The organism is Nocardia sp. NPDC050378 (genome assembly GCF_040655675.1).
In the GTDB taxonomy this organism is placed as follows: domain Bacteria; phylum Actinomycetota; class Actinomycetes; order Mycobacteriales; family Mycobacteriaceae; genus Nocardia; species Nocardia coubleae.
In genome coordinates this window covers 194,980-218,241 of sequence record NZ_JBFAKI010000009.1, presented here as the reverse complement: position 1 = coordinate 218,241, position 23,262 = coordinate 194,980, and the positions used below count along the sequence as shown (strand labels likewise).

The 23,262-nt window shown below is 69.2% G+C and carries 20 protein-coding genes; 10 read left to right on the top strand and 10 right to left on the bottom strand.

Annotated features, from left to right (window positions below; genetic code table 11):
- Positions 1–20 precede the first annotated feature (20 nt).
- Entirely contained in the window at positions 21–1,517 is a 1,497-nt protein-coding gene (locus AB0I35_RS21340) for a sugar transferase (RefSeq protein WP_357397883.1), read from the bottom strand.
- Between the two features lie 486 nt (positions 1,518–2,003).
- On the opposite strand from AB0I35_RS21340, the gene AB0I35_RS21335 reads away from it, so the two are divergent.
- The 4 genes from AB0I35_RS21335 to AB0I35_RS21320 are packed head-to-tail and all read left to right on the top strand — an operon-like array spanning position 2,004 to position 5,702.
- Positions 2,004–3,245, top strand: coding sequence for a class I SAM-dependent methyltransferase (locus tag AB0I35_RS21335; RefSeq protein ID WP_357397933.1), 1,242 nt, complete (start codon positions 2,004–2,006; stop codon positions 3,243–3,245).
- Entirely contained in the window at positions 3,242–4,018 is a 777-nt protein-coding gene (locus AB0I35_RS21330) for a glucose-1-phosphate cytidylyltransferase (protein ID WP_357397881.1), read from the top strand. Before AB0I35_RS21335 ends, AB0I35_RS21330 begins: the two co-directional genes overlap by 4 nt.
- Positions 4,015–4,665, top strand: coding sequence for a PIG-L deacetylase family protein (locus AB0I35_RS21325; protein ID WP_357397880.1), 651 nt, complete (start codon positions 4,015–4,017; stop codon positions 4,663–4,665). The genes AB0I35_RS21330 and AB0I35_RS21325 overlap by 4 nt, the downstream gene beginning before the upstream one ends.
- 2 nt (positions 4,666–4,667) lie before the next feature.
- Positions 4,668–5,702: an SDR family oxidoreductase gene (locus AB0I35_RS21320; protein WP_357397931.1), complete on the top strand. Its 1,035-nt coding sequence runs from the start codon at positions 4,668–4,670 to the stop codon at positions 5,700–5,702.
- Here the strand turns inward: AB0I35_RS21320 and rfbC are convergent.
- Positions 5,680–6,243, bottom strand: a complete 564-nt coding sequence (gene rfbC, locus AB0I35_RS21315; protein WP_357397878.1) for a dTDP-4-dehydrorhamnose 3,5-epimerase — start codon at positions 6,241–6,243, stop codon at positions 5,680–5,682. The two genes, AB0I35_RS21320 and rfbC, sit on opposite strands and share 23 nt — an antisense overlap.
- 14 nt (positions 6,244–6,257) lie before the next feature.
- Between rfbC and AB0I35_RS21310 the strand changes: the two genes are divergently transcribed.
- Entirely contained in the window at positions 6,258–7,337 is a 1,080-nt protein-coding gene (locus AB0I35_RS21310; protein ID WP_357397877.1) for a methyltransferase domain-containing protein, read from the top strand.
- Here AB0I35_RS21310 and AB0I35_RS21305 read toward each other — a convergent pair.
- The 6 genes from AB0I35_RS21305 to AB0I35_RS21280 are packed head-to-tail and all read right to left on the bottom strand — an operon-like array spanning position 7,334 to position 14,276.
- Entirely contained in the window at positions 7,334–8,440 is a 1,107-nt protein-coding gene (locus tag AB0I35_RS21305; RefSeq protein ID WP_357397875.1) for a glycosyltransferase family 4 protein, read from the bottom strand. The genes AB0I35_RS21310 and AB0I35_RS21305 overlap by 4 nt on opposite strands.
- Complete coding sequence (locus AB0I35_RS21300; RefSeq protein ID WP_357397874.1) at positions 8,427–9,497, bottom strand: beta-xylosidase; 1,071 nt, start codon at positions 9,495–9,497, stop codon at positions 8,427–8,429. Before AB0I35_RS21300 ends, AB0I35_RS21305 begins: the two co-directional genes overlap by 14 nt.
- Entirely contained in the window at positions 9,494–11,020 is a 1,527-nt protein-coding gene (locus AB0I35_RS21295) for an oligosaccharide flippase family protein (RefSeq protein ID WP_357397873.1), read from the bottom strand. The genes AB0I35_RS21300 and AB0I35_RS21295 overlap by 4 nt, the downstream gene beginning before the upstream one ends.
- A complete protein-coding gene (locus tag AB0I35_RS21290; protein WP_357397872.1) occupies positions 11,017–12,075 on the bottom strand; it encodes a glycosyltransferase family 1 protein in 1,059 nt (352 codons plus the stop codon). The genes AB0I35_RS21295 and AB0I35_RS21290 overlap by 4 nt, the downstream gene beginning before the upstream one ends.
- Complete coding sequence (locus tag AB0I35_RS21285; RefSeq protein ID WP_357397871.1) at positions 12,072–13,442, bottom strand: O-antigen ligase family protein; 1,371 nt, start codon at positions 13,440–13,442, stop codon at positions 12,072–12,074. The genes AB0I35_RS21290 and AB0I35_RS21285 overlap by 4 nt, the downstream gene beginning before the upstream one ends.
- A gap of 6 nt (positions 13,443–13,448) precedes the next feature.
- Positions 13,449–14,276 carry a glycosyltransferase gene (locus tag AB0I35_RS21280; RefSeq protein WP_357397869.1) on the bottom strand — a complete coding sequence of 276 codons (828 nt, stop codon included), beginning with the start codon at positions 14,274–14,276 and terminating at the stop codon, positions 13,449–13,451.
- Positions 14,277–14,504: 228 nt separating this feature from the next.
- On the opposite strand from AB0I35_RS21280, the gene AB0I35_RS21275 reads away from it, so the two are divergent.
- The 5 genes from AB0I35_RS21275 to AB0I35_RS21255 all read left to right on the top strand — a co-directional run bounded on the left by AB0I35_RS21275 (position 14,505) and on the right by AB0I35_RS21255 (position 21,606).
- Entirely contained in the window at positions 14,505–15,518 is a 1,014-nt protein-coding gene (locus AB0I35_RS21275; protein WP_357397868.1) for a hypothetical protein, read from the top strand.
- Positions 15,519–15,524: 6 nt separating this feature from the next.
- Positions 15,525–16,907, top strand: coding sequence for a GNAT family protein (locus AB0I35_RS21270; RefSeq protein ID WP_357397866.1), 1,383 nt, complete (start codon positions 15,525–15,527; stop codon positions 16,905–16,907).
- Complete coding sequence (locus AB0I35_RS21265) at positions 16,907–18,238, top strand: glutamate-1-semialdehyde 2,1-aminomutase (protein WP_357397864.1); 1,332 nt, start codon at positions 16,907–16,909, stop codon at positions 18,236–18,238. The genes AB0I35_RS21270 and AB0I35_RS21265 overlap by 1 nt, the downstream gene beginning before the upstream one ends.
- Positions 18,235–19,341 carry a glycosyltransferase gene (locus tag AB0I35_RS21260; RefSeq protein WP_357397863.1) on the top strand — a complete coding sequence of 369 codons (1,107 nt, stop codon included), beginning with the start codon at positions 18,235–18,237 and terminating at the stop codon, positions 19,339–19,341. The genes AB0I35_RS21265 and AB0I35_RS21260 overlap by 4 nt, the downstream gene beginning before the upstream one ends.
- 246 nt (positions 19,342–19,587) lie before the next feature.
- Positions 19,588–21,606, top strand: coding sequence for an SDR family oxidoreductase (locus AB0I35_RS21255; RefSeq protein WP_357397861.1), 2,019 nt, complete (start codon positions 19,588–19,590; stop codon positions 21,604–21,606).
- Positions 21,607–21,728: 122 nt separating this feature from the next.
- Here AB0I35_RS21255 and AB0I35_RS21250 read toward each other — a convergent pair whose 3' ends face one another.
- Entirely contained in the window at positions 21,729–22,607 is an 879-nt protein-coding gene (locus tag AB0I35_RS21250) for an NAD(P)H-binding protein (protein ID WP_357397859.1), read from the bottom strand.
- A 51-nt stretch (positions 22,608–22,658) separates the two neighbouring features.
- Positions 22,659–23,237, bottom strand: coding sequence for a sugar O-acetyltransferase (locus AB0I35_RS21245; protein WP_357397858.1), 579 nt, complete (start codon positions 23,235–23,237; stop codon positions 22,659–22,661).
- Positions 23,238–23,262 lie beyond the last annotated feature (25 nt).

Below are 23,262 nucleotides of genomic sequence, written 5' to 3'. Positions count from 1 at the left end.
TGCGTGTTCGGCGCACCGGCTCAGTAGGCACCCTCGCCCCGGGTGACCACCCCGATGGTTCGTGCGATGAGGGCGACGTCCAGCACCATCGACCAGTTCTCCACGTACGACAGGTCGAGGCGCACCGAATCCTCCGGTGACAGATCCGAGCGTCCACTCACCTGCCACAGCCCGGTGAGCCCCGGCTTCACCAGCAGCCGCCTGCGCATCTCGCCGTCGTAGGTGTCGACCTCACGCTGCACCTGCGGCCTCGGCCCGACCACGCTCATCTCACCGCGCAGCACATTGAAGAACTGGGGCAGCTCGTCGAGACTGTATTTGCGCAGGAAGCGGCCGACGGGTGTCACCCGGGGATCGTCTTTGACCTTGAAGAACACCGGGTTTCCGCCGTGCTCGGCGATGAGCTCGTCGACGGCGGTGTCGGCATCCGGGCGCATACTGCGGAATTTGATCATCCGGAACGGCACGCCGTCGCGACCGATCCGCTCCGACAGGTAGAACACCGGGCCGGGGCTGCTCAGCTTCACCGCCAGCGCGATGGCGAGCAGCACCGGTGCGCTGAGCAGCACCACCATGGCCGCGAAACAGAAGTCGAACAGCGCCTTACGAGTGGACTTGGCCCGCCCGTAGCGTGGGCGGTCGATGTGCAGCATCGGCATCCCGGCCACCAGCCGGTGGTTGAGGCGCACACCGGCGATGTCCACGACACCCGGTGCCACGATCAGGTCGACGCCGAGCGGGTCGAGTTCCCATGCCATGCGCCGTAATTCGGCCGGACCAAGATGGTCGGTGGCGGCCACGGCCACCGAATCCGCCCCGCTGCGGCGCACGGCCTCGAGTACGGAGCGGTCGTCACCGAGAACCGATGCGCCGCCGAGGGTTTCGACCCGCTCCCCCGACCCGGTCGGCACGCACACCCCGACCACCCGGTATCCGGAGGCCGGGTCGTCGGTGAATGCCGTAGCCATGGCGTGCGCGGCTTCGGGCGAGCCGACGACGAGCACCGCGGTGTGGCAGCGACCCTCGGCCCGCAGGCTGCGCAACTGCCGGCGCCAGGCCAGTCGCCCGGCGATCAGGCCGAACAGCCCGGCGGGCAGGGCGATGGCCAGGTAGCCACGGGCGAATTCGATGCGGAACAGCAGCGCGAGGATGGCGAGCACACCGAACAGGCGCAGGCTCGCCGAGACCAGCCTGCGGAATTCCTCGCTGCCGGTGCCGATCACCTGGGGTGCGCGGGTGCCGTACCCGTGCAAGAGCGCGAGCCAGCCGAGCGCCAGGGCGAGTGACACCGCGGAGTAGCCGATGTCGTACGGCAAGGGCCAGGCCAGCGTCGAGTCGACGGGTCCGTCGAACCGCAGCACCTGCGCCGTACCGACGGCACCAACGACAGCGACGGCATCGGTGACGACCAGGCGCCGCACGAACGCGGTCTGCCAGCTTTCCCGTCGCAAGTCGCGCACCGCGTGCACGCCGGTGACGGCATCCATCTCGCCACTACTGGTGAGCTCGTAGCTCATGAACCGACACACCTCCCCTATCGGGAGTCGAACCCTTCCGATCGCCGGCGACCAGAACGCGACCACTGCGATGACCGCTACGCCCCTCGATTCGAAACCCGTGGGACGATCGTTACACATCGCCGAAATTCCTCCACATCGAAGCGCAAGCGCCACAACGCGATCCAGAGATTAGCCCAGGAGTATGGCGAGCGGTGGACGAGATCACCGGAAGTCCATGGCATTTCGATATGAAGGCAGGAAAACCGATTTCCCGAGTGTTTGACATCACAACTATCGGAGGAATGGTCATCTTCGCCGGAAATTAGCCGATCCCGGATTCACCTGGCCTGATCCCCGATATGGACCCCACGGTGTTTCCCAGGTCGCAACATTTTCCGGCGGCTATATTCTGGGCCGCGCTGTAACGTCTCATCCCGCAGGACCGAAGTCCGGCATGTCCGGCATCGGCCGCGACAATTCTCGCGTCTGATGAAGGTGGACCCGTTGCGATGTCGGCTGTGTGATTCCGGGCAGCTCACGAGTGTGCTCGACCTGGGCGCCACCCCGGCGTGTGAGAGCTTCCTCGACAGCGAGCGGCTCGAGTCACCCGAAATGACCTATCCGCTGCATCTGCGGCTGTGCGAACAATGCCTGCTGTTGCAGATCCCGGCGCTGATCACCCCCGAGGACACGTTCACCGAGTACGCCTATTTCTCGTCGTTCTCCGACAGCTGGGTGCGTCATGCCGAGGACTTCGTCGACACCGCGGTGCGGCGTCTCGGACTCGGTGCCGAATCGTTGGTCGTCGAGGTGGCGAGCAACGACGGGTATCTGCTGCGGCACGCGGTGGCGCACGGGATCCCGTGTCTCGGCATCGAGCCGTCGGTCAATGTCGGTGCCGCCGCCCGCGCGGTCGGTGTGCCGACGGAAACCACGTTCCTGCACGAGGATTCGGCCGCACGGGTGCGGGCCGAGCACGGACCGGCCGATCTGGTCGTCGCCAACAACGTCTACGCCCATATCCCCGATCTGCGCGGTTTCACCCGGGCGCTGCGCACCCTGCTCAGCGACGACGGCTGGCTGAGCATCGAGGTGCACCACGCGCTGAACCTGGTGCGCCACAGCCAGTTCGACACCATCTATCACGAGCATTTCCAGTACTACACCGTGCATTCGGCGCAGCGCGCGCTCGCGGTGGGCGGCCTGACGGTCGTGGACGTGGAGTTGCTCGACACCCACGGCGGTTCGCTGCGGCTGTGGGCGCGTCCGGACGCCGTCGCCGAGCCGGGTCCGCGAGTCGCCGAGGTGCTCGACCTCGAACGCGAAGCCGGGCTGCACACCCCCGCCGGATATCTGGGCCTGGCGCCGCGCGCGGAGGCGGTGCGCCAGGAGTTGCTGCGCTTCCTGCTCGACTGCCGTGCGCAGGGTAAGCGGGTCGTCGGCTACGGTGCTCCCGGCAAGGGCAACACCCTGCTCAACTACTGCGGCATCCGACCCGACCTGCTCGAGTACACCGTCGACCGCAACCCCTACAAACACGGGCGCTACACCCCTGGCACTCGCATCCCGATCCATCCGCCGGAGCGCATCGACGCGGACCGGCCCGACGTTGTGCTCGTGCTGCCCTGGAACCTCGAAACCGAGATCAGCGCACAGCTGCGCCACGTGGGCGAATGGGGCGGCGAACTGGTCTACCCGCTGCCGGTGCTGCACCGCGGCGAGCTGGAAACGAAAGTGAATCGATGAAGGTCGTGTTGTTCTGCGGCGGGTACGGCATGCGCATGCGCGGCGGGTCCGACGACATCGTGCCCAAGCCGATGCAGCTGGTCGGTCCGCGCCCGCTGCTGTGGCACGTGATGCGGTACTACGCGCACTTCGGGCACAAGGAGTTCGTGCTGTGCCTGGGCTACGGCGCCGAACACATCAAGAACTTCTTCCTCACCTACCAGGAGACGGCGTCCAACGACTTCGTCATCCGCGACGGACAGGTCGAACTGCTCGGCGCCGATATCAGCGACTGGTCGATCACCTTCGTCGACACCGGGGTGGAGTCGGCGATCGGTGAACGTTTGCGCCGGGTGCGTGAGCATCTCGACGGTGACGAGTTCTTCCTGGCCAATTACGCCGACGTGCTCACCGACGCACCGCTGGACACCATGATCGAGCGTTTCCACGCCTCGGGGGCGGCGGCGTCGATGATGGTCGTTCCCCCGCAGTCGTCGTTCCACTGTGTCAACATCACCGACAGCGGCGAGGTGAAGGACATCATGCCGGTGGCGCGGATGCCGCTGTGGGAGAACGGCGGATTCTTCGTGCTCAGCCAGGAGATCTTCGATCTGCTGCCGCCCGGGGGCGACCTGGTCGCCGACGCGTGCGGCACGCTGGCCGGGCAGGGTCGTCTCTTCGGCTATCGACACCTGGGTTTCTGGAAGCCCGCCGACACGTTCAAGGAGCGCGCCGAACTCGACGACGCCTACCGCAACGGTTCGCGGCCGTGGATGGTGTGGGAGTCGGCGTGATCGGTTTGTTCACCCGTCCGCCGAAGCGGATCGCGGTGCTCGGCGCGCACTGTGACGACATCGCCATCGGTATGGGTGCCACCCTGCTCGCGCTCACCGCCGCCGACCCCGAGGTCGAGGTGCGGGCACTGGTGCTCTCCGGCGGGGGCACCGCGCGCGAGGACGAGGAGCGCGCGGCCCTCACAGCGTTCTGTTCCGGGACGAAACCCCAGCTCGAGGTGCTCGACGTGCCGGACGGGCGCGCGCCGGCGCACTGGGACCGGATCAAGGACGCGCTCGCCGCGTTCCGCCGCGGCGGTGAACCGGAGGTGGTGTTCGCGCCGCATCGCGGTGACGCTCACCAGGATCACCGGTTGCTCGCCGAGTTGGTGCCCACCGAGTTCCGTGACCACCTGATCCTCGGCTACGAGATCCTCAAGTGGGAGACCGACACTCCGGCGCCGACGCTGTACCACCCGATGGATGCCGAACTGCTGCACCGCAAGTCGCGATTGCTGCACCAGCACTATCCGTCGCAGGCGGGCCGGGACTGGTTCGACGAACAGGCCTTCCTCGGGTTGGCCCGGATGCGTGGCGTGCAGTGTCACGCGCCGTATGCCGAGGCGTTCGTGCTCGACAAAGCGATCATCAGATGGGAACAGAGGTGAACATGCGGGTACTTGTCACCGGGCATCAGGGGTACCTCGGCACAGTGATGGTTCCGATGCTGCAGGCAGCGGGCCATGAGGTCGCGGGTCTGGACATCGGGTATTTCGCCGAGTGTGTGCTGGGCGAATTCGCCGGTGATCCGGCGGGACTCGCCGTGGATCTGCGGGAGGTGACGGTCGAGCAGTTGCGCGGGTTCGACGCGGTGATCCACCTGGCGGCCCTGTCCAACGATCCGCTCGGCGCGCTGGCGCCCGAAATCACCTACGACATCAATCATTACGCCTCGGTCCGGTTGGCGCGGCTGGCCAAGGAAGCCGGCGTGCGCCGGTTCCTGTACGCCTCCACGTGTTCGGTGTACGGCGCGGCGGGTGAGGAGCTGGTCACCGAACAGGCGCCGCTGCGCCCGATCACGCCCTACGCCGAGAGCAAGGTGCGGGTCGAAGACGATGTGGCGGCGCTGGCCGACAGCGACTTCGTCCCGGTATTCCTGCGCAACGCAACGGCTTTCGGGTTCTCGCCGCGGCTGCGTGCCGATATCGTGCTCAACAACCTGGTCGGGTACGCGGTGCTCACCGGTGAGGTGAAGGTGCTCTCCGACGGCACACCGTGGCGCCCGCTGGTGCATGCCGCGGATATCGCGACCGCGTTCGCGATGTGCCTGACCGCGCCCGCGGCCGACGTCTCGTGCCGCGCGTTCAATATCGGCACCGAGGTCAACAACCTCACCGTCGCCGAGATCGCGGGGGCCGTGGTGGACGCGGTTCCCGGTTCGCGATTGGTGATCACCGGCGAGAGCGGTGCCGATCCGCGCTCGTACCGGGTCGACTTCTCGGCCGCGCGCGAGGTTCTCGGCTTCGAGGCGAAGTGGACGGTGCCCGCGGGCGCCGAGGAGCTGTTCACCGAATACACCACGCGGGGACTCACGTCCGAGGCGTTCTTCCAGCGTTTCACCCGGCTGCCGCACCTGCGTGGGCTGTGTGAGGCGGGTGTGCTCGACGAGCGGTTGCGCCGGATCAGTGCGCGGGCGTCAGCGTAGCGCGCAGCCGCGCCCAGCTGCCCGCGCGCGCGTCGCGGTCGGAGACCACGGTCACCGGCAGCGGCCAGTCGATGTCGAGGTCGGGGTCGTCGTAGGCGACCCCGAGATCTTCGGCGGGGTCGTGTGGGCGGTCGATGCGGTAGCACACGTCAGCGACCTCGGTGAGCGCCTGGAAACCGTGCAGGAAGCCCGGCGGCACGTACAGGTGATGGAACAACTCGTCGTCGAGACGGAAGGCTTGCCGCGCACCGAAGGTGGGCGAGCCGGGGCGGATGTCGACGAGCACGTCGTGCACCGCGCCGTGCGCGCAACGCACCAGTTTGGCTTCGCCACGACCGCCGCGCCCGTGCATACCCCTGATCACCCCGCGCTTCGACCGCGACTGCGAGTCCTGGACGAATGTCGCTGCGGCACCGTCGATTCCGAGGTGGGCATCGAATTCTTCGGCGTCGAAGGTGCGGGTGAACAGGCCGCGGTCGTCGCGGAGCGGCTCGGGGACGAGCACAACCACGTCGGCCAGTTCGGTCGTTTCGATACGCACGAGGACATCCTGCCATGACCCGCCGCTGCCGAGGTTGCGGTGACACCGCGCTGCGCACCCTGCTCGACCTGGGCACGGTGCCCGCCGCCGACCACTTCCCGCCTCGCGATTCCCCGGTGCGGCCGACCGAGTCCGGGCATCCGCTGCGGATGGACCGGTGCGCGGCGTGCGGGCTGGCGCAGCTCGCCGACGACGACACCGTCACCGCCGAACCGCGCGGGATCGAACCGCGGGCGCTGCGCGATCAGGCGGCCGACGCGATCAGGCGGGTACGTGCGGCCGGTCTGCTCGTCGGCGCGACCGTGACCGAGTTCGGCAGTCCGCACGGCGGCACCTGGTTGCCACTGCCCGGTTTCACCGAAGCCACCGGCCCCGCCGATGTCGTCCTCGACTGTTTCGGCATCATGCACGAACCCGACCAGCGCGCCGCCTTCGCCGCCCGCGCCGCCGCGACCGCGCCTGCGGGCGTGCTGCTCGTACAGTTCCATTCGCTGGCCGCCATCGTCGCGCAGGGACAATGGAATGCGTTGCGGCACGGCCATTTCGCTTATTACTCCCTCGCTTCCTTGCGCACCCTGCTGGCCGCGGCGGGGATGAGCATCGTGACGGCATGGGAGTTCGATCTCTACGGTGGCACAGTGCTGGTGGCGGCGCGTCATGGCTCGCAACCCGCCGACCGAGCGGTCGAGGAGTTGCTGGCCGCCGAGGAGCGGGTCCTCGCGGCGGCGAGCGGACTGCAGCAGGTGGTGGATCGCCACGTCGACGCTCTCCACGACTGGTTGGAAGACCGTGCCGCCCAAGGTCTTCGGACCTTCGCCTACGGCGCCGCCTCCCGCGCCGTCGCCCTCCTGGCGATGGCGGACGCGCACCGTGAACTCCTCGCCGGAGTGGCCGACGCCTCGCCCGGCAAACAGGGCAGACGCATGCCGGGAACCGACGTCCCCATCATCTCCCCCACCGACCTGGTGGCGGCCGAACCCGACGCCGTCCTGCTCACGCTCCCCGACCTCCTCCCCGAAGTCCGGACGTCCCTCCCCCAACTCGACGACCGCTGGTTCGTCGACGACCCCAATGGCCCCCGAAAGGCCGACTAGCCGGTCAGGGTCCGGTCATGTTCGCCGACAACTGTTTCGAACATGTGCGGGCGGGTGCGGGAGCGGTCGTGCACGGTGGCGATCTTCGCCAGGCCGGCCGCGCGGAGCCGGGCGCGCAGGTCGTGGTCGTCGACGGTCCGGCGCAGTGCATCGCGCAGTGCTGCCGGGTCGTCGGGGCGGACGCACACCGCCACCTCCGAACTCACGTTGCCGCCGTGGTCGGTGGCGACGACGGGGACGCCGACGCTCATCGCCTCGAGCACCACCAGTGGTCCCGCTTCGGGGAGGACACTGGCCGAAACGAGGACGTCCCAGCCTCGGATGGTGGGCAGAGGGTCGACGTGGCCGAGGAAGCGCACGCGGCCGGCGAGGTCGGGCTGGGCGGCGCGGTCGCGGAGTCGCCCCAGGTACGGTTCGTCGCCGGGCAGGGCCTTTCCCGCGATCTCGACGCTCACTTCGGGCAGTGCCGCGACGGCTTCCAGCAGCACATGGTGGCCCTTCCACTCGGTGATCACTCCGAGGATGCCGACCACGGGGTGCGAGCGATCCAGCATGGGTGCGGGCTCGACCGGCCACGGCACCCCGAGCCAGGCCACCTCGGTCTCGATCCCGAGCGCACGCACCGGGGCCGCCGCCCGTTCGGACACCGCGACGGCCCGTGCCGGCGCCACCCGACCGATCCGCGCCACTGCGAATTGCCTTCTGCTGGCCAGGATGTCGTGTACCAACCAGACCGTGTCACGGCGCCGGGGCACCGACATCGCCACGGCGGGCAGGGCCATCGTCGAGTTCACCACCAGCCGCGCCCGGCCACCGCGCGCGGCCTTCCGCAACGCGGCGGCAGCCAGCACCCAGTGCCACAGCATCACCAGTGCCGCCACGAACCGGGCACCGCCCTGCTGACCCGACAAGCCGAGTTCCGGAATCGCCACATGCCCCACCGGGCCGGGCAGCCGCCGGCTGAGCGCGCCGACCGGACACGCCACCCGCACCCGGTACCCGCGCGCGACAGCCACCTCGATCAGATCCAGCATCACCTTCTCCGCACCCGAGGCCTGCGCGCTGTGGGCGACGAACAGCAGGTCCCGATCAGCGCCCGGCACGCAGCACCTCCGCGTGGTTGCGCACCACGGTCACCGCCGGTTTCTCGGAGTAGTCGCGGCGCAGCAGCCCGAAGTTGTCCTCGAGGTCGTGCGGGTCGGCGCCCGCGTCGACCAGCGAGTAGACGAATACGGGGCCGACGTCGTGGATGGCGGCGACCATGCCGAGTCCCTGATCGATGATCTGGGCCTGCACGTCCTCGCTCACGGCGCGCGCACCGGAACCGGTCGGCGCACCGAATTCGGTGGGCCACAGCTGCATCGTGGTGTCATGGTTGGCGTCCATGATGCGCCGGATCCGCATGAGGTTGCCGAAGGCGTTGTACCAGCTCTGCGATTCCGGCAGTTCGGGATACGAGTACGGGTGCACGGCGACGGCGTCGAAGTCGGGAGCGGCGCCGATGGCGTAGAGCGCCTCGACGAAGGTGGCGGGGGCGATGTCACGGCCGTCGTCGGTGGCAGGAGCCAGGCCGCCGACGATGATCTGCCCGTGCGGCTGGCGAGCGCGCACGGCGAGCGCGGCTTGGCGCAGCAGGTGCGCGTAGGTGGCGACATCGGGCTTCGGCGCGAAGAACGCGGTCACGTTGGGCTCGTTCCAGACCTCCCAGTGCGAGATCTGGTCGCGATAGTGATCCACGGCGTCACCGACGAACCGCCCGAACAACACCGGTTGCGGTGCGGTTTTGCTGCCGCCGTCACCGCCGTGCGGGCCGGCCCAGGCGGGCGCGTAGGTCAGGATCGCCAGCACCGAAAGATTGTGGGCGCGCGCGGCCCGCACGGCGCGGTCGGTCGCCGACCAATCCTGTTCGCCGCGAACGGGTTCGATGACCGACCAGTCGATGTCGATCCGCACCCAGGTGGCGCCGGTCCGCGCCACGATGCCCATCTGCCGGTCCAGTTCCGCGGCGTCGAGCTGCAGCCAGGTGTGTCCGCCCGAGATGCCGAGACCGCCGGGCGTCACGGGTTCAGTGCTCGCCGTCGGCTCCGGTGCGCACCCGAGGACTGTCGCCATGACGACCACGGCGGTCAGTCCCGCCCGAGCGATTCGCCACAGTGTCATCGGTTTCCGGTCCTCGCAAGGTCATCGGTTTCCGGTCCTCGCAAGCTTCGTATGGTCAATCCCTCGGTCCTTCGCATGATGCTTCCGGCGATGAGAACGTATATCAGGCAGGCCGCAGCGCAGGTGAGAATCCACGGGGGCGCCCAGTGCCGTTGGGCCAGGCTCGCGGCGACCACGACGGCGACGGCGACACCGGTGAGCGCGGCCACCGTCGTGATCGGGAGCAGCCGCCGCAGCCGTACCGTCGCGAGCACCGCGGTCCACACCGCGATCAGCAGCACCACCTGGGCGATCAACCCGGCGATCGCGGCGCCCTCGTACGACATCCGATCGATCAACGGCCACGCGACGCCGAGGTTCACCGCGAGCGCCAGCGCGGCGATCCACGGGATCAGGGTGTTGCGTCCGGTCGCCATGAGCGCGACCAGGCCGAGATTCGCGACGGCGCCCAGCAGACCGGCTGCCACCTGGATGCGGCCCGCGTCCGCCGCCTCGACGAAGTTCTCGCCGAACAGCAACCCGATCACCTGGCCCGCGACCGGCCAGAAAGCCACGAGGGCGAGCAGACCGAGGGCGATCAGCGCGACGTTCGCCTGCCGGAAGTAGCGCCGGAAGCGGGGTGGGTCGTCGGGCCACAGCGCGATCAGCAGGGTCGTCAGTGGCGCGACGACCGAGACGGCGGCGGTGTCGAGCAGGTCGGCGAACTTCATGCCGACGGCGAACAGGCCGACGGCTTCGAAGCTGTCGGCGTGCCCGAGCAACAGCAGCCCGACCTTCTGCAACATGATGATGAGCGCCAGACCGATGCTCAGCGGCAGCGCCTCGCGCAACATCGGCCCCCACCAGCGCAGCTCGACGCGCCGCGCGGGAACGGGTCCGCCGAGGCCGCGGGCCACCGCGACGATCTTCACCGCGACCGCCACGACCTCGTAGGCGATGGCAGGCACCACGACCCACAGCAGCGTCGGCGCCCACAGCACCGCGGCGACCGTGAGCGCCAATTGGACGCAGCGCGCGAGGGATTCGGCGGCGGCCACCAGGGTCAGGCGCATCGTCGACTGGAACAGGATGGTCAGCGCGTGGCTCGGGGTGGCGATGACCACCACCAGCCCGGCCAGCGCTGTGGCCGCGACAACCGGTGTGGGACACCGCATCACGAGGACATAGCCGATGGCGAGGCCGTAGCCGACCAGGCCGAGAACGGTGCGCAGCACGATGAACGAGGCGGCCACCTCGGAGGCCTCGGTGGGGTCGCCGTGCACGAGTTTGCCGATGACCGCCCGCCCGACACCCAGGTCGGTGACGATCGCCAGCATGCCGAGCAGCCCGAAAACGAAGGAGAAGTAGCCCCATTCGACCGTCGGCAGCGACCGCGCGATGAGGGTGGTGCCGAGCAGGCCGAGCGCGGCGGCGAAGATCCGGGCGGCCAGCATGGCGGCGGTGTTGTTGGCCGCCGCGCGACCCGATCGGGCGCGGCGCCTGCTCGCGGCTTGCTCGTCGATGGCGGCGGTCTGCTCGCTCACGGCAGCAGTCCCGCCGTGCGATAGGCGGCGACGGTGGCCTCGGCGGTGGCCTGCCAGCTCAGTTTCGTCATCGCGACCAGGCCACGGTCGCGCAGTTCCCGGTTGGTGGCCTCGTCGTGCAGCAGCGGACGCATCGCCCGAACCCACGCCTCGGGGTTCGCGCCCTCGACCAGGACCGCACCGTCACCGCAGACCTGCGGTAGCGCGCCGACCGCGCTGGCGACGACCGCGCCACCGCAGGCCATCGCCTCCACCGGCGGCAGCCCGAAGCCCTCGTATTCCGAGCAGTAGGCGACCACGGTCGCGGCCGCGTAGAGGGCGGGCAGGTCGGCGAGGTCCACGTAGCCGAGCCCGATCGCCGAGGGCGGTGCCTGCGGGCCGTCGGATCCGGCGCCCGCCAGCACGAGCGGGATGTCGAGGTCGCCCGCCACCTGCGCCAGCATCGCGACCTGTTTACGTGGTTCGACGGTGCCGACTTGCAGCACGAAGCGTGGCGGGAGCGCGTACCGGGCGCGCACCCGGTCCACGGCTGCCTCGTCGGGCGCCGTGGCCCAGGCGGCCGGGGCGAGCGGGACGACGACGGCCTCGCGTCCGAAGCGGTCCGCGATGCGCTCGGCGGTGAATTCGGAGACGGCGATGAGCAGGTCGGCGCGGGACAGCGACATCCGCAGCAGCAATTGCTCGCCGCGGGCCCGGTAGCGGCTGAACGCCCACGGCACGTCGAACACCGACAGGTCGTGCACGGTGCTGACCGTGGCCCTCGGACCGGTGAGCGGGATGTCGACATCGAGTCCGTGGAAGACGTCGGCACCGCGCTGCGGGGCGATGCCGTGCCAGGCCCGGCGCGCCCCCGCCGCGACCGGTCGCGTCACCGGGGCGATGCCCTGGGGCAGCACGGGCGCGGCATCGGCCTGGACGAGCGCCGACAGCGCGGTTCCCGGCATCAGCCCGGCCATCCTCGCCAGCAGTTCGCGCTGGTAAGTGGCGACGCCCGCACCGTTCGGCCGGAACGCCAGCGCCCCGAACAATACCGCGCTACTGGAGGATTCATTCATGACGGCACCTGTTCGGGGACTGGGTCCGGCGCGGCGGACACCGGCTCGGGTCGGCGCTGCGTGACGGCACACCCGACGACCGCGGCGAGCAGCCAGAAATAGAAGTCGGTCGGAAAGATCTCGAAGTAGCTGGAGGCCACCGCCGCTACCGCGCTGGCGAGCACCGACGCCGCGACACCGAGTGCCAGGGCCGAATCCGGTCCGCGCAGCGCACGGGCACCGTGAAACGCGAGCAGGAAGATCGCGACGAGGATGGCGCAGAACAGCCACACCCCGATCGGCCCGAGCTCGATGAGCAGCTTCACGTAGTAGTTGTCGGGTTGATAGGGACGCCCGTAGATCTGGACCTCGCCGGTGGCGTACGGCATCTCCCCCGCCATCGGCCCTAGTTCCTCGACGAGCAGCCGCGCCGCGGCCGCACCGGTGGAGCCGAGTCCGTCACCGAAGGGATGGCTGCCGACGGTGCGCATCACGGTGTTCCAGCCGGTGCTGCGGTCGGCCAGGCTCGACGAGGAGAACAGCGAACTACTGGCCTGCGAGGACACCGCGATCCCGCCGACGACGACCACCGCGACGGACCCGAGGATCACCGGCATCAGCTGACGGCGATACCGCACGACCGCCAGCAGCAACGCCCCGACGAGCAAGCCGGCCAGCGCCGCCCGCACCACGCTCGCGGCGGCGCCGAGCACCAGGATCGGGGTGGCCATCATGAACATCCGATTGCGCGCGCGCCGAGGATCGGCCAGCGCCACCGAACCGCCCACCAGCAACACCGTCACCAGATAGAAGGCGTAGGGGAACGGCTGATTGAACGTGCTGAAGGAGCGGAGCAGACCACCGGCGAAGCGGATCGTCTCGTTGTACTCGTAGCCCATCTTCGCCAGCCCGGCACCGCCGATCACCTGTTGGGCCAGGCCGAACAACGCGATACCCACCGACTCGACCATCATGATCGTCACCAGCAGATCGCGGTCGCGGGGGGTGAAGGGCCGCAGGTAGAGGATCAGCGGGACCACGACGAAGTAGAAGAACGTGATCTTGATGGCGAACAGGCCGAGCGTTCCGGCCGTGACGAACGCCGACACCACACCGAACACGCACAGCGCGGCACCGAAGGGCACCCACGGCAGCGTCGGGCGCGGCTCGGTCAGCCGGTGCGGAACGAACAGCGCCACGGCCAGCGTCAGACACAGCAGCGCCTCTTTCCAGCCCGCCACCTGCATCCAGCCCGGAGCGATCTCGAGCAGACCGTTGAACGGGACGAGCGCCGCCACCAGCAGCACCCCGCGCTGGGGCCGGAAACGAATCCAGCGCAGGAAGACCCAGCCCACCGGGACGGCGGCCAGGTACAGCAGCGAGCTCATCGCGCCTCAGCCCCGCCCGGCCAGCTGCCTGGCCCGCGCGCCGAGGCGGACCAGCGCCTGCCGGACCACGGTGGCATCGCCGGCGAGCACGTCGACCGGACGCACCAGATCCCGGTATTCGCGGCGCGCGTGATGGTTGAAGCGCACCACGTCGGAGAACTTGCTCAGCGTCGAGGTGGTGGAGGAATGGTTGTAGATCGACGCCCGGTTCACCGCGAGCGGGCGGTTGTGGCCGTAGAACCCGCCGTGCGCGCACAGCCGCGCGATCAGGTCGATGTCCATGGCGTAGAAGAAATCGGTGCGGAAGCCCCCGGTCGCCTCGAACTCGCGGCGGCGGAACAGGAACGCGGCGGTAGGACACAGGTCGTCGGGCAGCCGGCGCACGAAGGTGCGTACCGCCGCTGCCGAGGACTTGCGCCCGATCAGCCCGGCCAGCCCACGAGCTCTGGCCAGGACGGTGCCGTCGTCGTCGATGATGTCGAATTTCGCGCCCGCGACGGCGATTCGTGGGTCGCGCAACGTCTCCACCTGTGCCGACAGGCAATCCGGGGTGATGAGGTCGTCGGCGCAGACCAGTTTCACCAGCTCGCCACCGGCGAGGCTCATCACCCGGTTCCAGTTCTGGGTCATCGGGAGCACGGTGTCGTTGGTGTGCAGCCGGATCCGTTCGTCGTCGATGGATCGGACCAGTTCACCGGTGCCGTCGGTGCTGGCGTTGTCGAGGACGACGATCTCGAAATCCCCGAACTCCTGGGCACGGATCGAATCGATGGTCTCGGTGATGGTGCGCGCCGCGTTGAATGCGGGGACACAGACCGATACAGGCACCCCCACCACAGCACATCCTCCAAGACATTCAGCAGGCCCGCGTCGCGCGCCGGGTGCCCGTTTGCGTGCACAGTACCCGCCGAGCAATCGACATTCACATCGAGACGACGGGCGACAATGTTTCACGATTCCCAGGACGGGTACTCATGATGCTCGCCACAGTGCGCAGAGTTCGCTAGACAGTGGAACCCCAGCTAACATCGCTGCACAAGATCGGCGAAATGTGGGGACAGCGTGAGCGAGACCGACCCGGCGGACACGGGCGCCGATACCCCCGCCATGTCCGGGGTGAACATCGCCGACCATCTGCGCAAGCTGCTGCGCGCCCTGCCGATCGCCTTGGTCGTCGCCGCGATCGTCGGTGGTGTGGTGTGGGTGGTGCGCGACGGCAGTCCACGCACCTATGAGGCGAGCCTGACCGCGCAGATCTCGCAGCAGTCGATCGGTGCGGTCTTCAACGAACTCACCCAGCCCTACATCGTGCTCGTCACCGAGAGCCGAGTGCTCTCGGATGTGGTGAAGAACGGGCTCGCGCCGTCGGAACAGGATCTGCGGCCACGGGTTTCGGCCATGACCGGTCCCGCGCCCTCGCTGTTGATCATCAAGGCGCAGGCGGGGTCGCCCGAGCAAGCCGAGAAGCTGGTCTTCGCGGTGCAGCAGTCTCTGGACAGTGTCGCCTCGCAGATGCGCACCGAGGCCATCGCTCGTTCGGCGGCCGATCTCGAGACGCATCGGCGCGCGGTGGAGGACACCTTCACCAAACGCCTCGCCGACGACCCGTTGCGCCCCGAACTGAGCTTCGATGCCAGGGATGTGGCCCGCGAGATGGAATTCCGGCAGGTGCTCGGTATGCCGCGCCTGACGGTGGTGGCCAATCCCCGCTCGGAACTCGTCGCCCCGCATCCGGTGCAGGAGGGCCTGTTCGCGGCGCTGGCCACAGTGATCATCGTCGCGGAGTCGGTGGTGCTTGCTCGTGGCGCGATCGTCCGGCGTGGTGGTCTTCGGCGCGGCAGGACGAAACCGGACCCGGCGAAACAAGCCTCGCCGACACCGGATCCGAAGAAACCGGAACCCGTTGAGTCACCGCCCGCCACGCCGACACCACCGGCGCGCACCGACACCGCGACTGTGCCGCACGTGACCGGCAGCGCGCGGGTCCACTACGACCCCGAGACGACGGTGCTGCCACGGCAATGGCCGGTGCGGGCGGCACCGGTGCCGAAGTCCCCCGGTCCGCGCGAGAACTGAGGCGCAGTGTCGCGCACGACCACCGAGGCGCCGACCCCGATGTCGAGCCTGACCTTCGGCCCGATCCGCCACGGCGACAGTCTCGTTCGCCTGCGCCCGCCGCGTCTGTCGGACTTCGACCGGTGGCGTGAGATCAGGTTGCGAGACCGGGCCTGGATCGAACCGCACTGGGGCACCTCACCACTGAGCTGGGAGCAGCGGCACACGGCACGGATCTGGGCGCGCGAGTGTCTGGTGGCGTGGGCCGATATGCGGGCCGGTCGCCGGTTCGTCGGCGTGATCGAGGTCGACGGGCGGTTCGCGGGGCAGGTCGAGTACGCGATCATCGACGCCGATTCGGCAACGGCGGAGGCGAGCGCCTGGATCGATGCCCGCGCGGCCCGTCGCGGGCTGATCGGCTGTTCCCTGTTGCTGTTGTGCGACTACATGTTCCGCGTGCACGGTGTGGCGCGGGTGCTCGCTCCGGTGTCCACCGACAACGACCCCGCGCTGCGCTGTCTGCGGGGACTGGGCTTCCGGCACGAGGCGACGATGGTCCGGGCCTACGACGCGGGCGGTGCGCGCAAGGACCACACGCTGTGGGCACTGACCCCCGCCGATCTGGCCGCCGCGCAACTGCCGCCGCTCGTTCCGGCCGATCCAGCGGACGTTCCTATCGTGGAACCGAGAACTTCCTGGCCGACCTACCCGCCGAGCACCACTCCGGGCGCAGGCTCGGCGAATCGCGGTGTACCGCACGGGGTGGTCGCGTTGGCCGCTCTGCGATGGTCGGTGTGGTCTGTGCGGGAGACGCTGCGGCACTACCATCCCGCCGCCCCGGTTTCGCTGATCGTCCGGGATCGTCCGAACACGGTGGTGCGCACCCTGACTCGCATGGACAGGGCGCAGTGGAGTCGGGTGGGACGCACAAGGGTGACGACGACGAGTTCGTTCCCCCGATCCAGGCAGGAGGGGCTCGGCACCGAGGAAGGTTCCTCGGCCGGGCAAGTCCGATCGAAGAGCCGCGCCCAGTGGTATCGCACGCTGTGGCACACCCGATTCGGCCTGCGATCACCGAGTGGACTGCGCCTCGTACTCGACGTGAACGGCGCCTACGCAGGCGAATTCCACCTTTACGATTCACCGCTGCCGTGCCAGGCCACCGGGCTCTACACCTGGGTCGATCCACTCCGGGTCGAACCCGAACTGTGGGCGGCAGCCCTGCGCTCGGTCGTCGAGCACGCTTTCGCGAAGCTGGGTGTGCAGCGGATGACGGCCGAGATTCCCGTCGGCGACACCGTCACCGCCGCAGTGGTCGCCGCCGCCGGGTTCGCCCACGAGGGGCTGTTGAGGGCCCATCGCGGGCCGAGCGGACGGTGTGCCGAACACGATCTCTGGGGGCTCACCTGATGCGCGACTTCACCCGCAGCACCGAGATCCAGGCGCGTCTGCACGACCTCGTCCCCGGCGGAGCGCACACCTATGCCCGTGGCGCCGACCAGTACCCCGAGTCGATGGCGCCGATACTGGTGCGCGGCAAGGGTGCTCGCGTCTGGGATGCCGACGGCAACGAGTTCGTGGAATACGGGATGGGATTGCGGTCGGTCACCCTCGGCCACGGATACGAACCGGTCCTGCGCGCGGCCACCGAGGCCGCCGCCCACGGCATGAGCTTCTCCCGCCCCACCGAACTGGAACTGCTCGCCGCGCAGGACTTCCTGGACCTGGTGCCCGGCGCCGACATGGTGAAGTTCGCCAAGAACGGCTCCGACGCCACCACGGCGGCCGTTCGGCTCGCCCGCGCGGTCACCGGGCGCACCACCGTCGCGGTCTGCGCACAGCCGTTCTTCTCCGTCGACGACTGGTTCATCGGCACCACCGAGATGTCCGCGGGCATCCCCGCCGTCGACACCGTGACATTCCCCTACAACGATCTCGACGCGCTCGCGGCGGTCCTTGCGGGCGACACGGTAGCGGCGGTCTTCCTCGAGGCGGCGACCGCGCTGGCCGAGCCGTTACCCGGATATCTGGAAGGTGTTCGCGCACTGTGTGATCAGCACGGGACGCTGCTGGTGTTCGACGAGATGATCACCGGCTTCCGGTGGTCGGCGGGCGGCGCCCAAGCGGTCTACGGGGTGACACCCGATCTGTCGTGCTGGGGCAAGGCGATGGGCAACGGATTCCCGCTGTCCGCACTCGCGGGTAAACGCGAGTACATGGAGCTCGGCGGCCTGCGCACCGATCGCGACCGGGTGTTCCTGCTCTCCACCACCCACGGCCCCGAAACCGCCTCGCTCGCCGCGTTCCGCGCCGTGGTGCACGCCTACCGCACCGAGGACCCGATCGCCCGCATGGAAGAGGCGGGCCGGGCCCTGGCCGACGGAGTGGACGCCGTCGCCGCCGAGCACGGCCTCACCGACCACCTCCAGGTGCGCGGGCGCCCGTCGTGCCTGATCTTCCGCACCCTCGACGCCGAAGGCAGCCCGTCGCAGGCGTTTCGGACCCTGTTCCTTCAGGAACTGCTCGAGCACGGTGTGCTCGGACAGTCCTTCGTCACCTCCGCCGCCCACGACGCCGAGGCCGTCGCCGACACGGTCGCCGCGTGCGCCAGGGCCGCGGAGGTGTATCGCCGCGCGATCGAGCGCGGCTCCGTCGACGGGCTGCTGCGTGGCCGCCCGGTCGCGCCCGCGTTGCGCCGCACCGCCGCACCCCGTCAGATCGAAACGAGAACCTTCCCATGACCCGTGTCGCCATCGTCCACGAACGATTCACCGAATTCGGCGGCTCGGAGGCCGTGGTCGGCGAGTTCGTCGAAACCTGGCCCGACGCCGCGGTTTTCGCGCCCATCGTGGCGCCCGGCGGGCTGCGCGAGCCGGTGCGCGCGGTGCACGACACCTGGCTCAGCCGCGCCCACACCGTCACCGGCGGCAGGCACGCTCCCCTGCTACCGCTGGTGCCACGGGCGTTGCGGCGCATGCCGCTTCGCGACTTCGACGTGGTCGTGGTGAGTCACCACGCCTTCGCCACCCAGGCCGCGCTCGCCACCGACGCACCCGTGGTCGCCTATGTGCACAGCCCGGCGCGGTGGGCGTGGGATCGGGAATTCCGCGCCCAGGAGGCGGGCGGCCGGTTGGGTCAGCTCGCCCTCGGTGCGCTCGGAACATTCGCTCGCCGTGGCGAATTGCGCGCCGCACCCCGGCTCACCCATGTGGTCGCCAACTCGCATGCCGTCGCCGACCGGGTACGGGACTGGTGGGGTCTGCCCGCCTCCGTCGTGAATCCGCCGGTGCAGGTCGCCCGCTTCACGCCCGATCCTGGGGTCGCGCGGGAGGACTTCTTCCTGTGCGCAGGCAGGCTCGTGCCCTACAAGCGCGCGGATCTGGCGATCCGCGCCGCCCAACGCGCGGGCGTTCGGCTGGTCGTCCTGGGCGAAGGCCGTTTCCGGGACCAGCTCGACGAGCTCGCCGGACCGGAGACCACGTTCCTCGGAGCTACTTCCGCCGACGTCCTGCAGGACATGTACCGGCGCTGCCGGGCGCTGCTGATGCCGGGCATCGAGGACTTCGGCATCGTCCCCGTGGAGGCCATGGCCTGTGGAACGCCGGTGCTCGCGGTCGGCGCGGGCGGCTCGCTCGACACGGTGCGACCCGGCGTGACCGGCGAATATGTGCCGCCCGGCCACGACGACGCGGTCGTCGCCGCCCTCGCCGAACGGATGCGCGACTTCGATCCGGGCACCTACGATGCCGCGAAGATCCGCGCACACGCCGACAGCTTCGCCCCCGACAGATTCCGCGCCAGGATGGCCGACACCGTCGCCGGAGTACTCGCCGCCCACCGTTAGCGAGAAGTTGCCCGAAACTCGGAGTTACGGAAATCAGCTGTCACACATACCCTTTGACCTGCGACGACAGGTGACAATTCCCACATGGTGACAGACACCCCGTCGCTTGCCCCCTTTGTTACCGACGAGTACGGTTAGCCGCACCCGGACGACGACGTTCCCGGGTTCTCGTGATCCCCACATCCACCGCCGCATGCCGGATCACTTTTGCGCACACCGTGTTTCGAGACATTTTCAGGAGGGGCGATGGTTTCCTACATCGTGACGGGCGGTACCGGTTTTCTCGGTCGGCGAGTGGTACGTGAGCTGCTCGCGGCCGACCCGGCCGCGATCGTGCACGTGCTGGTGCGCGCCGAGTCGCTGGCCAAGTTCACCGCGCTCAACGCGCAGCACCCCGATGGCGACCGAGTGTTCGCGCTGGTCGGGGACCTGACCGCCGAGGGGCTCGGCCTGGGCGACGAGCCGCCGCGCGCCGACCACGTGCTGCACCTCGGCGCGGTCTACGACATGACCGCCGACGAGGAATCCGCCCACGCGGCCAATGTGAACGGCACCCGCGCGGTGATCGAGCTGGCCCGCAGGCTCGGTGCGGTGCTGCACCACGTGTCCTCGGTAGCGGTGGCAGGCGATCATCACGGCAAGTTCTTCGAGGAGGATTTCGACCTCGGCCAGAACCTCACCTCGCCCTATCACCGCACCAAGTTCGCGGCCGAGAAGCTGGTCCGCGAGGCAGGCGACGTGCGGTGGCGGGTGTATCGCCCCGCGATCGTCGTCGGCGATTCGCGCACCGGCGAGATGGACAAGATCGACGGCCCGTACTACTTCTTCCCGGCGATCGCGGCACTGTCGGATCTGCCCGCCGAACTGCCGCTGCCGCTGCCCGATCTGGGTGCCACCAATGTGGTTCCGGTCGACTACGTGGCCGAGGCGATGGTGCGCCTGGTGCGCCGCCCGGGGCTGGACGGGCGCACATTCCACCTGGTCAACCCGCAGCCGCAGCCGTTCGGTGAGATCTACCGTGCGCTGGCGAGCGCGGCGGGCGGGCCGACCGGGATCGGGACCGTGCCGGGCAGTGCGTTCGCGCTGCGCGGGCTCGGTCAGGTGCCCGGCGCGCACGCGGTGCGTGACTTCCTGTTCGAGCAGGCGGGCATTCCCGCGGAGGTGGCGCCGCATGTCGGTTTCACCGCCGAGTTCGTTTCGGACTCCACGCGGGCGCTGCTGCCCGGGCTCGCGGTGCCCGCCTTCGAGACCTACGCCGCCCGGCTGTGGGAATTCTGGCGGGCCAACCTCGATCCGCAGCGTGGCCGTGTCGAGTCCGGGGCGCATCCGCTCTCGGGCCGCACGGTGCTCATCACCGGCGCCTCGTCGGGCATCGGCCTGGCCACGGCGCATGCTGTCGCGCGTCGTGGCGCGGTGGTGCTGATGGTGGCGCGCGGCGTCGAGGATCTCACTGCCGCGGCGGAATCCATTCGTGCCGACGGTGGGTCGGCTTTCGCCTACCCGTGCGACATCACCGATGCCACGGCCGTCGGCGCGCTGGTGCAGACGGTGCTCGCCGAGCACGGCCACGTCGACTACCTGGTGAACAACGCGGGCCGTTCGATCCGGCGCTCGGTGGCCAATTCGGTGGACCGCATGCACGATTTCGAGCGGACCATGGCGGTGAACTACTTCGGTGCGGTGCGGCTCATCCTCGCGCTGCTGCCGTCGATGCGGGAACGCCACTTCGGTCACATCGTGAACATCTCCTCGATCGCCGTGCAGACCAAGGTGCCACGCTTCGCCGCGTACGCCGCGAGCAAGTCGGCGCTGGACAACTTCAGTGACATCGCCGCGGTCGAAAACCGTGACGCGGGAATCACTTTCACCTCCATCCGGATGCCGCTGGTCCGCACCCCGATGATCGCGCCGACCGAGCTCTACCGGGCGCTGCCGCTGCCGGATCCGGAGCGGGCCGCGGGCATCGTGGTCCGTGCCCTGCTCGAACGACCCGACCGCATCGACACGCCTGTCGGCACGTTCTCGCAGGCGGTCGAGATGTTCCTGCCGTCGCTGAAACGAACCATCATGCACACCGGGTACCGCCTGTTCGGTGAATCGACCGCCGCGCAGGGCAAGCAGGAACCGGTCATCGCGGAACCCGCCGAGACCACCGAACCGTCGCGCGGACCGCTCACGGTCCTCGGCCCGGTCCTCGCCCCGCTGATGGTCGTTCCGAGTCCGGCCGCGCGGATGAGCCGGATGCTGCCCGGCGTCCACTGGTGAGCTGATCCCGGTCACGACACTCGCTTCGTCGGGGGGGTGTCGTGACCGGGTCGGGTCGGCCGCACATTCCGCGGCTGCTGATGGCCTCGCCCACGCGGTGTGGGGCGGGATCACCCGGGTGATCAGCGCAGCTGACGGCAGACCCACTCGGCCAGAGTCGTCGGCGTGGTGGTGAGCAGGGTTCGGGGGTCCTCCGGGATGTAGTCCGTGCTGAGACCCGCTGCCATTCCGGCGATTCCGTCGATCTGGCCGTCACCGAGCCCCGCTGATCGCAGGGCGTTCCGGAACTCCCGGTCGGACAGGTGGATCGGGGTGACGTCGCGCCCGAGTTGTGCGCCGAGGATCTCGGCCACGCGCGCGAAGGTGAGATCCTCTGGTCCCTGGACCGCCTGGACGAGGCGGCCCGACCAGTCGTCGGACAGCAATCGCACCGCGGCGACCTCGCCGATATCGCGCGGATCGACCCACGGCATGGCGTGGTCGAGCGGCCAGGGCGTGGACAGGGTGCCCGCCCGGATCTCGTCGAGTTGGGGCAGCAGGTTCGTGAAGAAGTACCCGCATCGCAGATGCAGCACATCGGCACCGGTGGCGTCGAGTAGCTCCTCGGTGCGCGCGAGTCCGTCGATCTCCCCTGCGCCGGAACGTTTCTCGGCGCCCCCGCTGCTGAGGAACACCGTCTTCTCGATGCTGTTCTCGACGACGGCCCGCGCCGCGGCGGCACCCATCAGCGCGTACCCGGCCACCGGATCACCGTCCACCAGCGCGGGTGGGTCGACCCAGAACAATCGATCGGCTCCCTCGGTGGCCCGCACCACGGCGTCCGCGTCCCCCTGATCGACCTGTACCACGTCGACCAGCTCCCGAACCGCGTCGTCGAGCCGCCCCGGGTGCCGCATCAGCACCCGCGGCCGCACTCCCGCCTGCACCAACTGCCGCACCACCCGCGACCCCACGTGTCCGGTGGGCGTGGTGACCACGATCCTCTTCGTTCGATTTCCCATAACCGCACGATAGAAGCCATCGCGGTCACTTTCCGTCCGCGAATGCCGGTGTCACCACGTGCGCAGGACCGACGCCTTGGGACCGGCCACCAGGCTCCGCTCCGGCACGTCGTCACCGACCACCGCGCCCGCCGCGACCACCGAGTCGCGTCCGATACCGACGCCGGGCAGAATTGTCGCCCCGGCGCCGATCCAGACATTGTCGGCCACATCGATCGGTGCGCCGGTGAGAAACCGGCGCCGCTCCTCGGGGTCGACCGGGTGTCCCATGGTGATGAAGGTGGCCTTCGGGCCGATCATCACGCCGGAACCCAGCCGGATCCCCGCGTAGTCGAGGAACGTGCATCCCTGGTTGACGAAGACGCGTTCCCCGATGTCGAGGCCGAGTCCGTGGTCGGTGTAGAAGGGCGGGTAGATCGTGAGCTTCGGGGGCAGCGGACGCCCGAGGATCTGCTCGAGCAATTCCGCCTTTCCCGTTTCGTCGTCGAAGGGCAGTGCGTTGAGCCGGGACGTCATCGCGGTCACCGCGAGCACCCGCTCGTGCATGGCCCGGAACTCCTCGCCCAGCACCCGCTCGCCCCGGTCCAGCAGCTCGGGATCGTGGATCAGCATCATGTTCTCGCTCGCCATCTCCCGATTCTGGACCACCGGCCGC

What these genes read in the sequence shown, in the direction of transcription:
- AB0I35_RS21260 (WP_357397863.1), top strand. Translation starts at nt 18,235, where the DNA reads ATGACCCGTGTCGCCATCGTCCACGAACGATTCACCGAATTCGGCGGC.
- AB0I35_RS21340 (WP_357397883.1), bottom strand. Translation starts at nt 1,517, where the DNA reads ATGAGCTACGAGCTCACCAGTAGTGGCGAGATGGATGCCGTCACCGGC.
- AB0I35_RS21300 (WP_357397874.1), bottom strand. Translation starts at nt 9,497, where the DNA reads ATGACACTGTGGCGAATCGCTCGGGCGGGACTGACCGCCGTGGTCGTC.
- AB0I35_RS21250 (WP_357397859.1), bottom strand. Translation starts at nt 22,607, where the DNA reads ATGGGAAATCGAACGAAGAGGATCGTGGTCACCACGCCCACCGGACAC.
- AB0I35_RS21255 (WP_357397861.1), top strand. Translation starts at nt 19,588, where the DNA reads ATGGTTTCCTACATCGTGACGGGCGGTACCGGTTTTCTCGGTCGGCGA.
- AB0I35_RS21285 (WP_357397871.1), bottom strand. Translation starts at nt 13,442, where the DNA reads ATGAGCTCGCTGCTGTACCTGGCCGCCGTCCCGGTGGGCTGGGTCTTC.
- AB0I35_RS21310 (WP_357397877.1), top strand. Translation starts at nt 6,258, where the DNA reads ATGACCCGCCGCTGCCGAGGTTGCGGTGACACCGCGCTGCGCACCCTG.
- AB0I35_RS21330 (WP_357397881.1), top strand. Translation starts at nt 3,242, where the DNA reads ATGAAGGTCGTGTTGTTCTGCGGCGGGTACGGCATGCGCATGCGCGGC.
- AB0I35_RS21320 (WP_357397931.1), top strand. Translation starts at nt 4,668, where the DNA reads ATGCGGGTACTTGTCACCGGGCATCAGGGGTACCTCGGCACAGTGATG.
- AB0I35_RS21245 (WP_357397858.1), bottom strand. Translation starts at nt 23,237, where the DNA reads ATGGCGAGCGAGAACATGATGCTGATCCACGATCCCGAGCTGCTGGAC.
- AB0I35_RS21265 (WP_357397864.1), top strand. Translation starts at nt 16,907, where the DNA reads ATGCGCGACTTCACCCGCAGCACCGAGATCCAGGCGCGTCTGCACGAC.
- AB0I35_RS21290 (WP_357397872.1), bottom strand. Translation starts at nt 12,075, where the DNA reads ATGAATGAATCCTCCAGTAGCGCGGTATTGTTCGGGGCGCTGGCGTTC.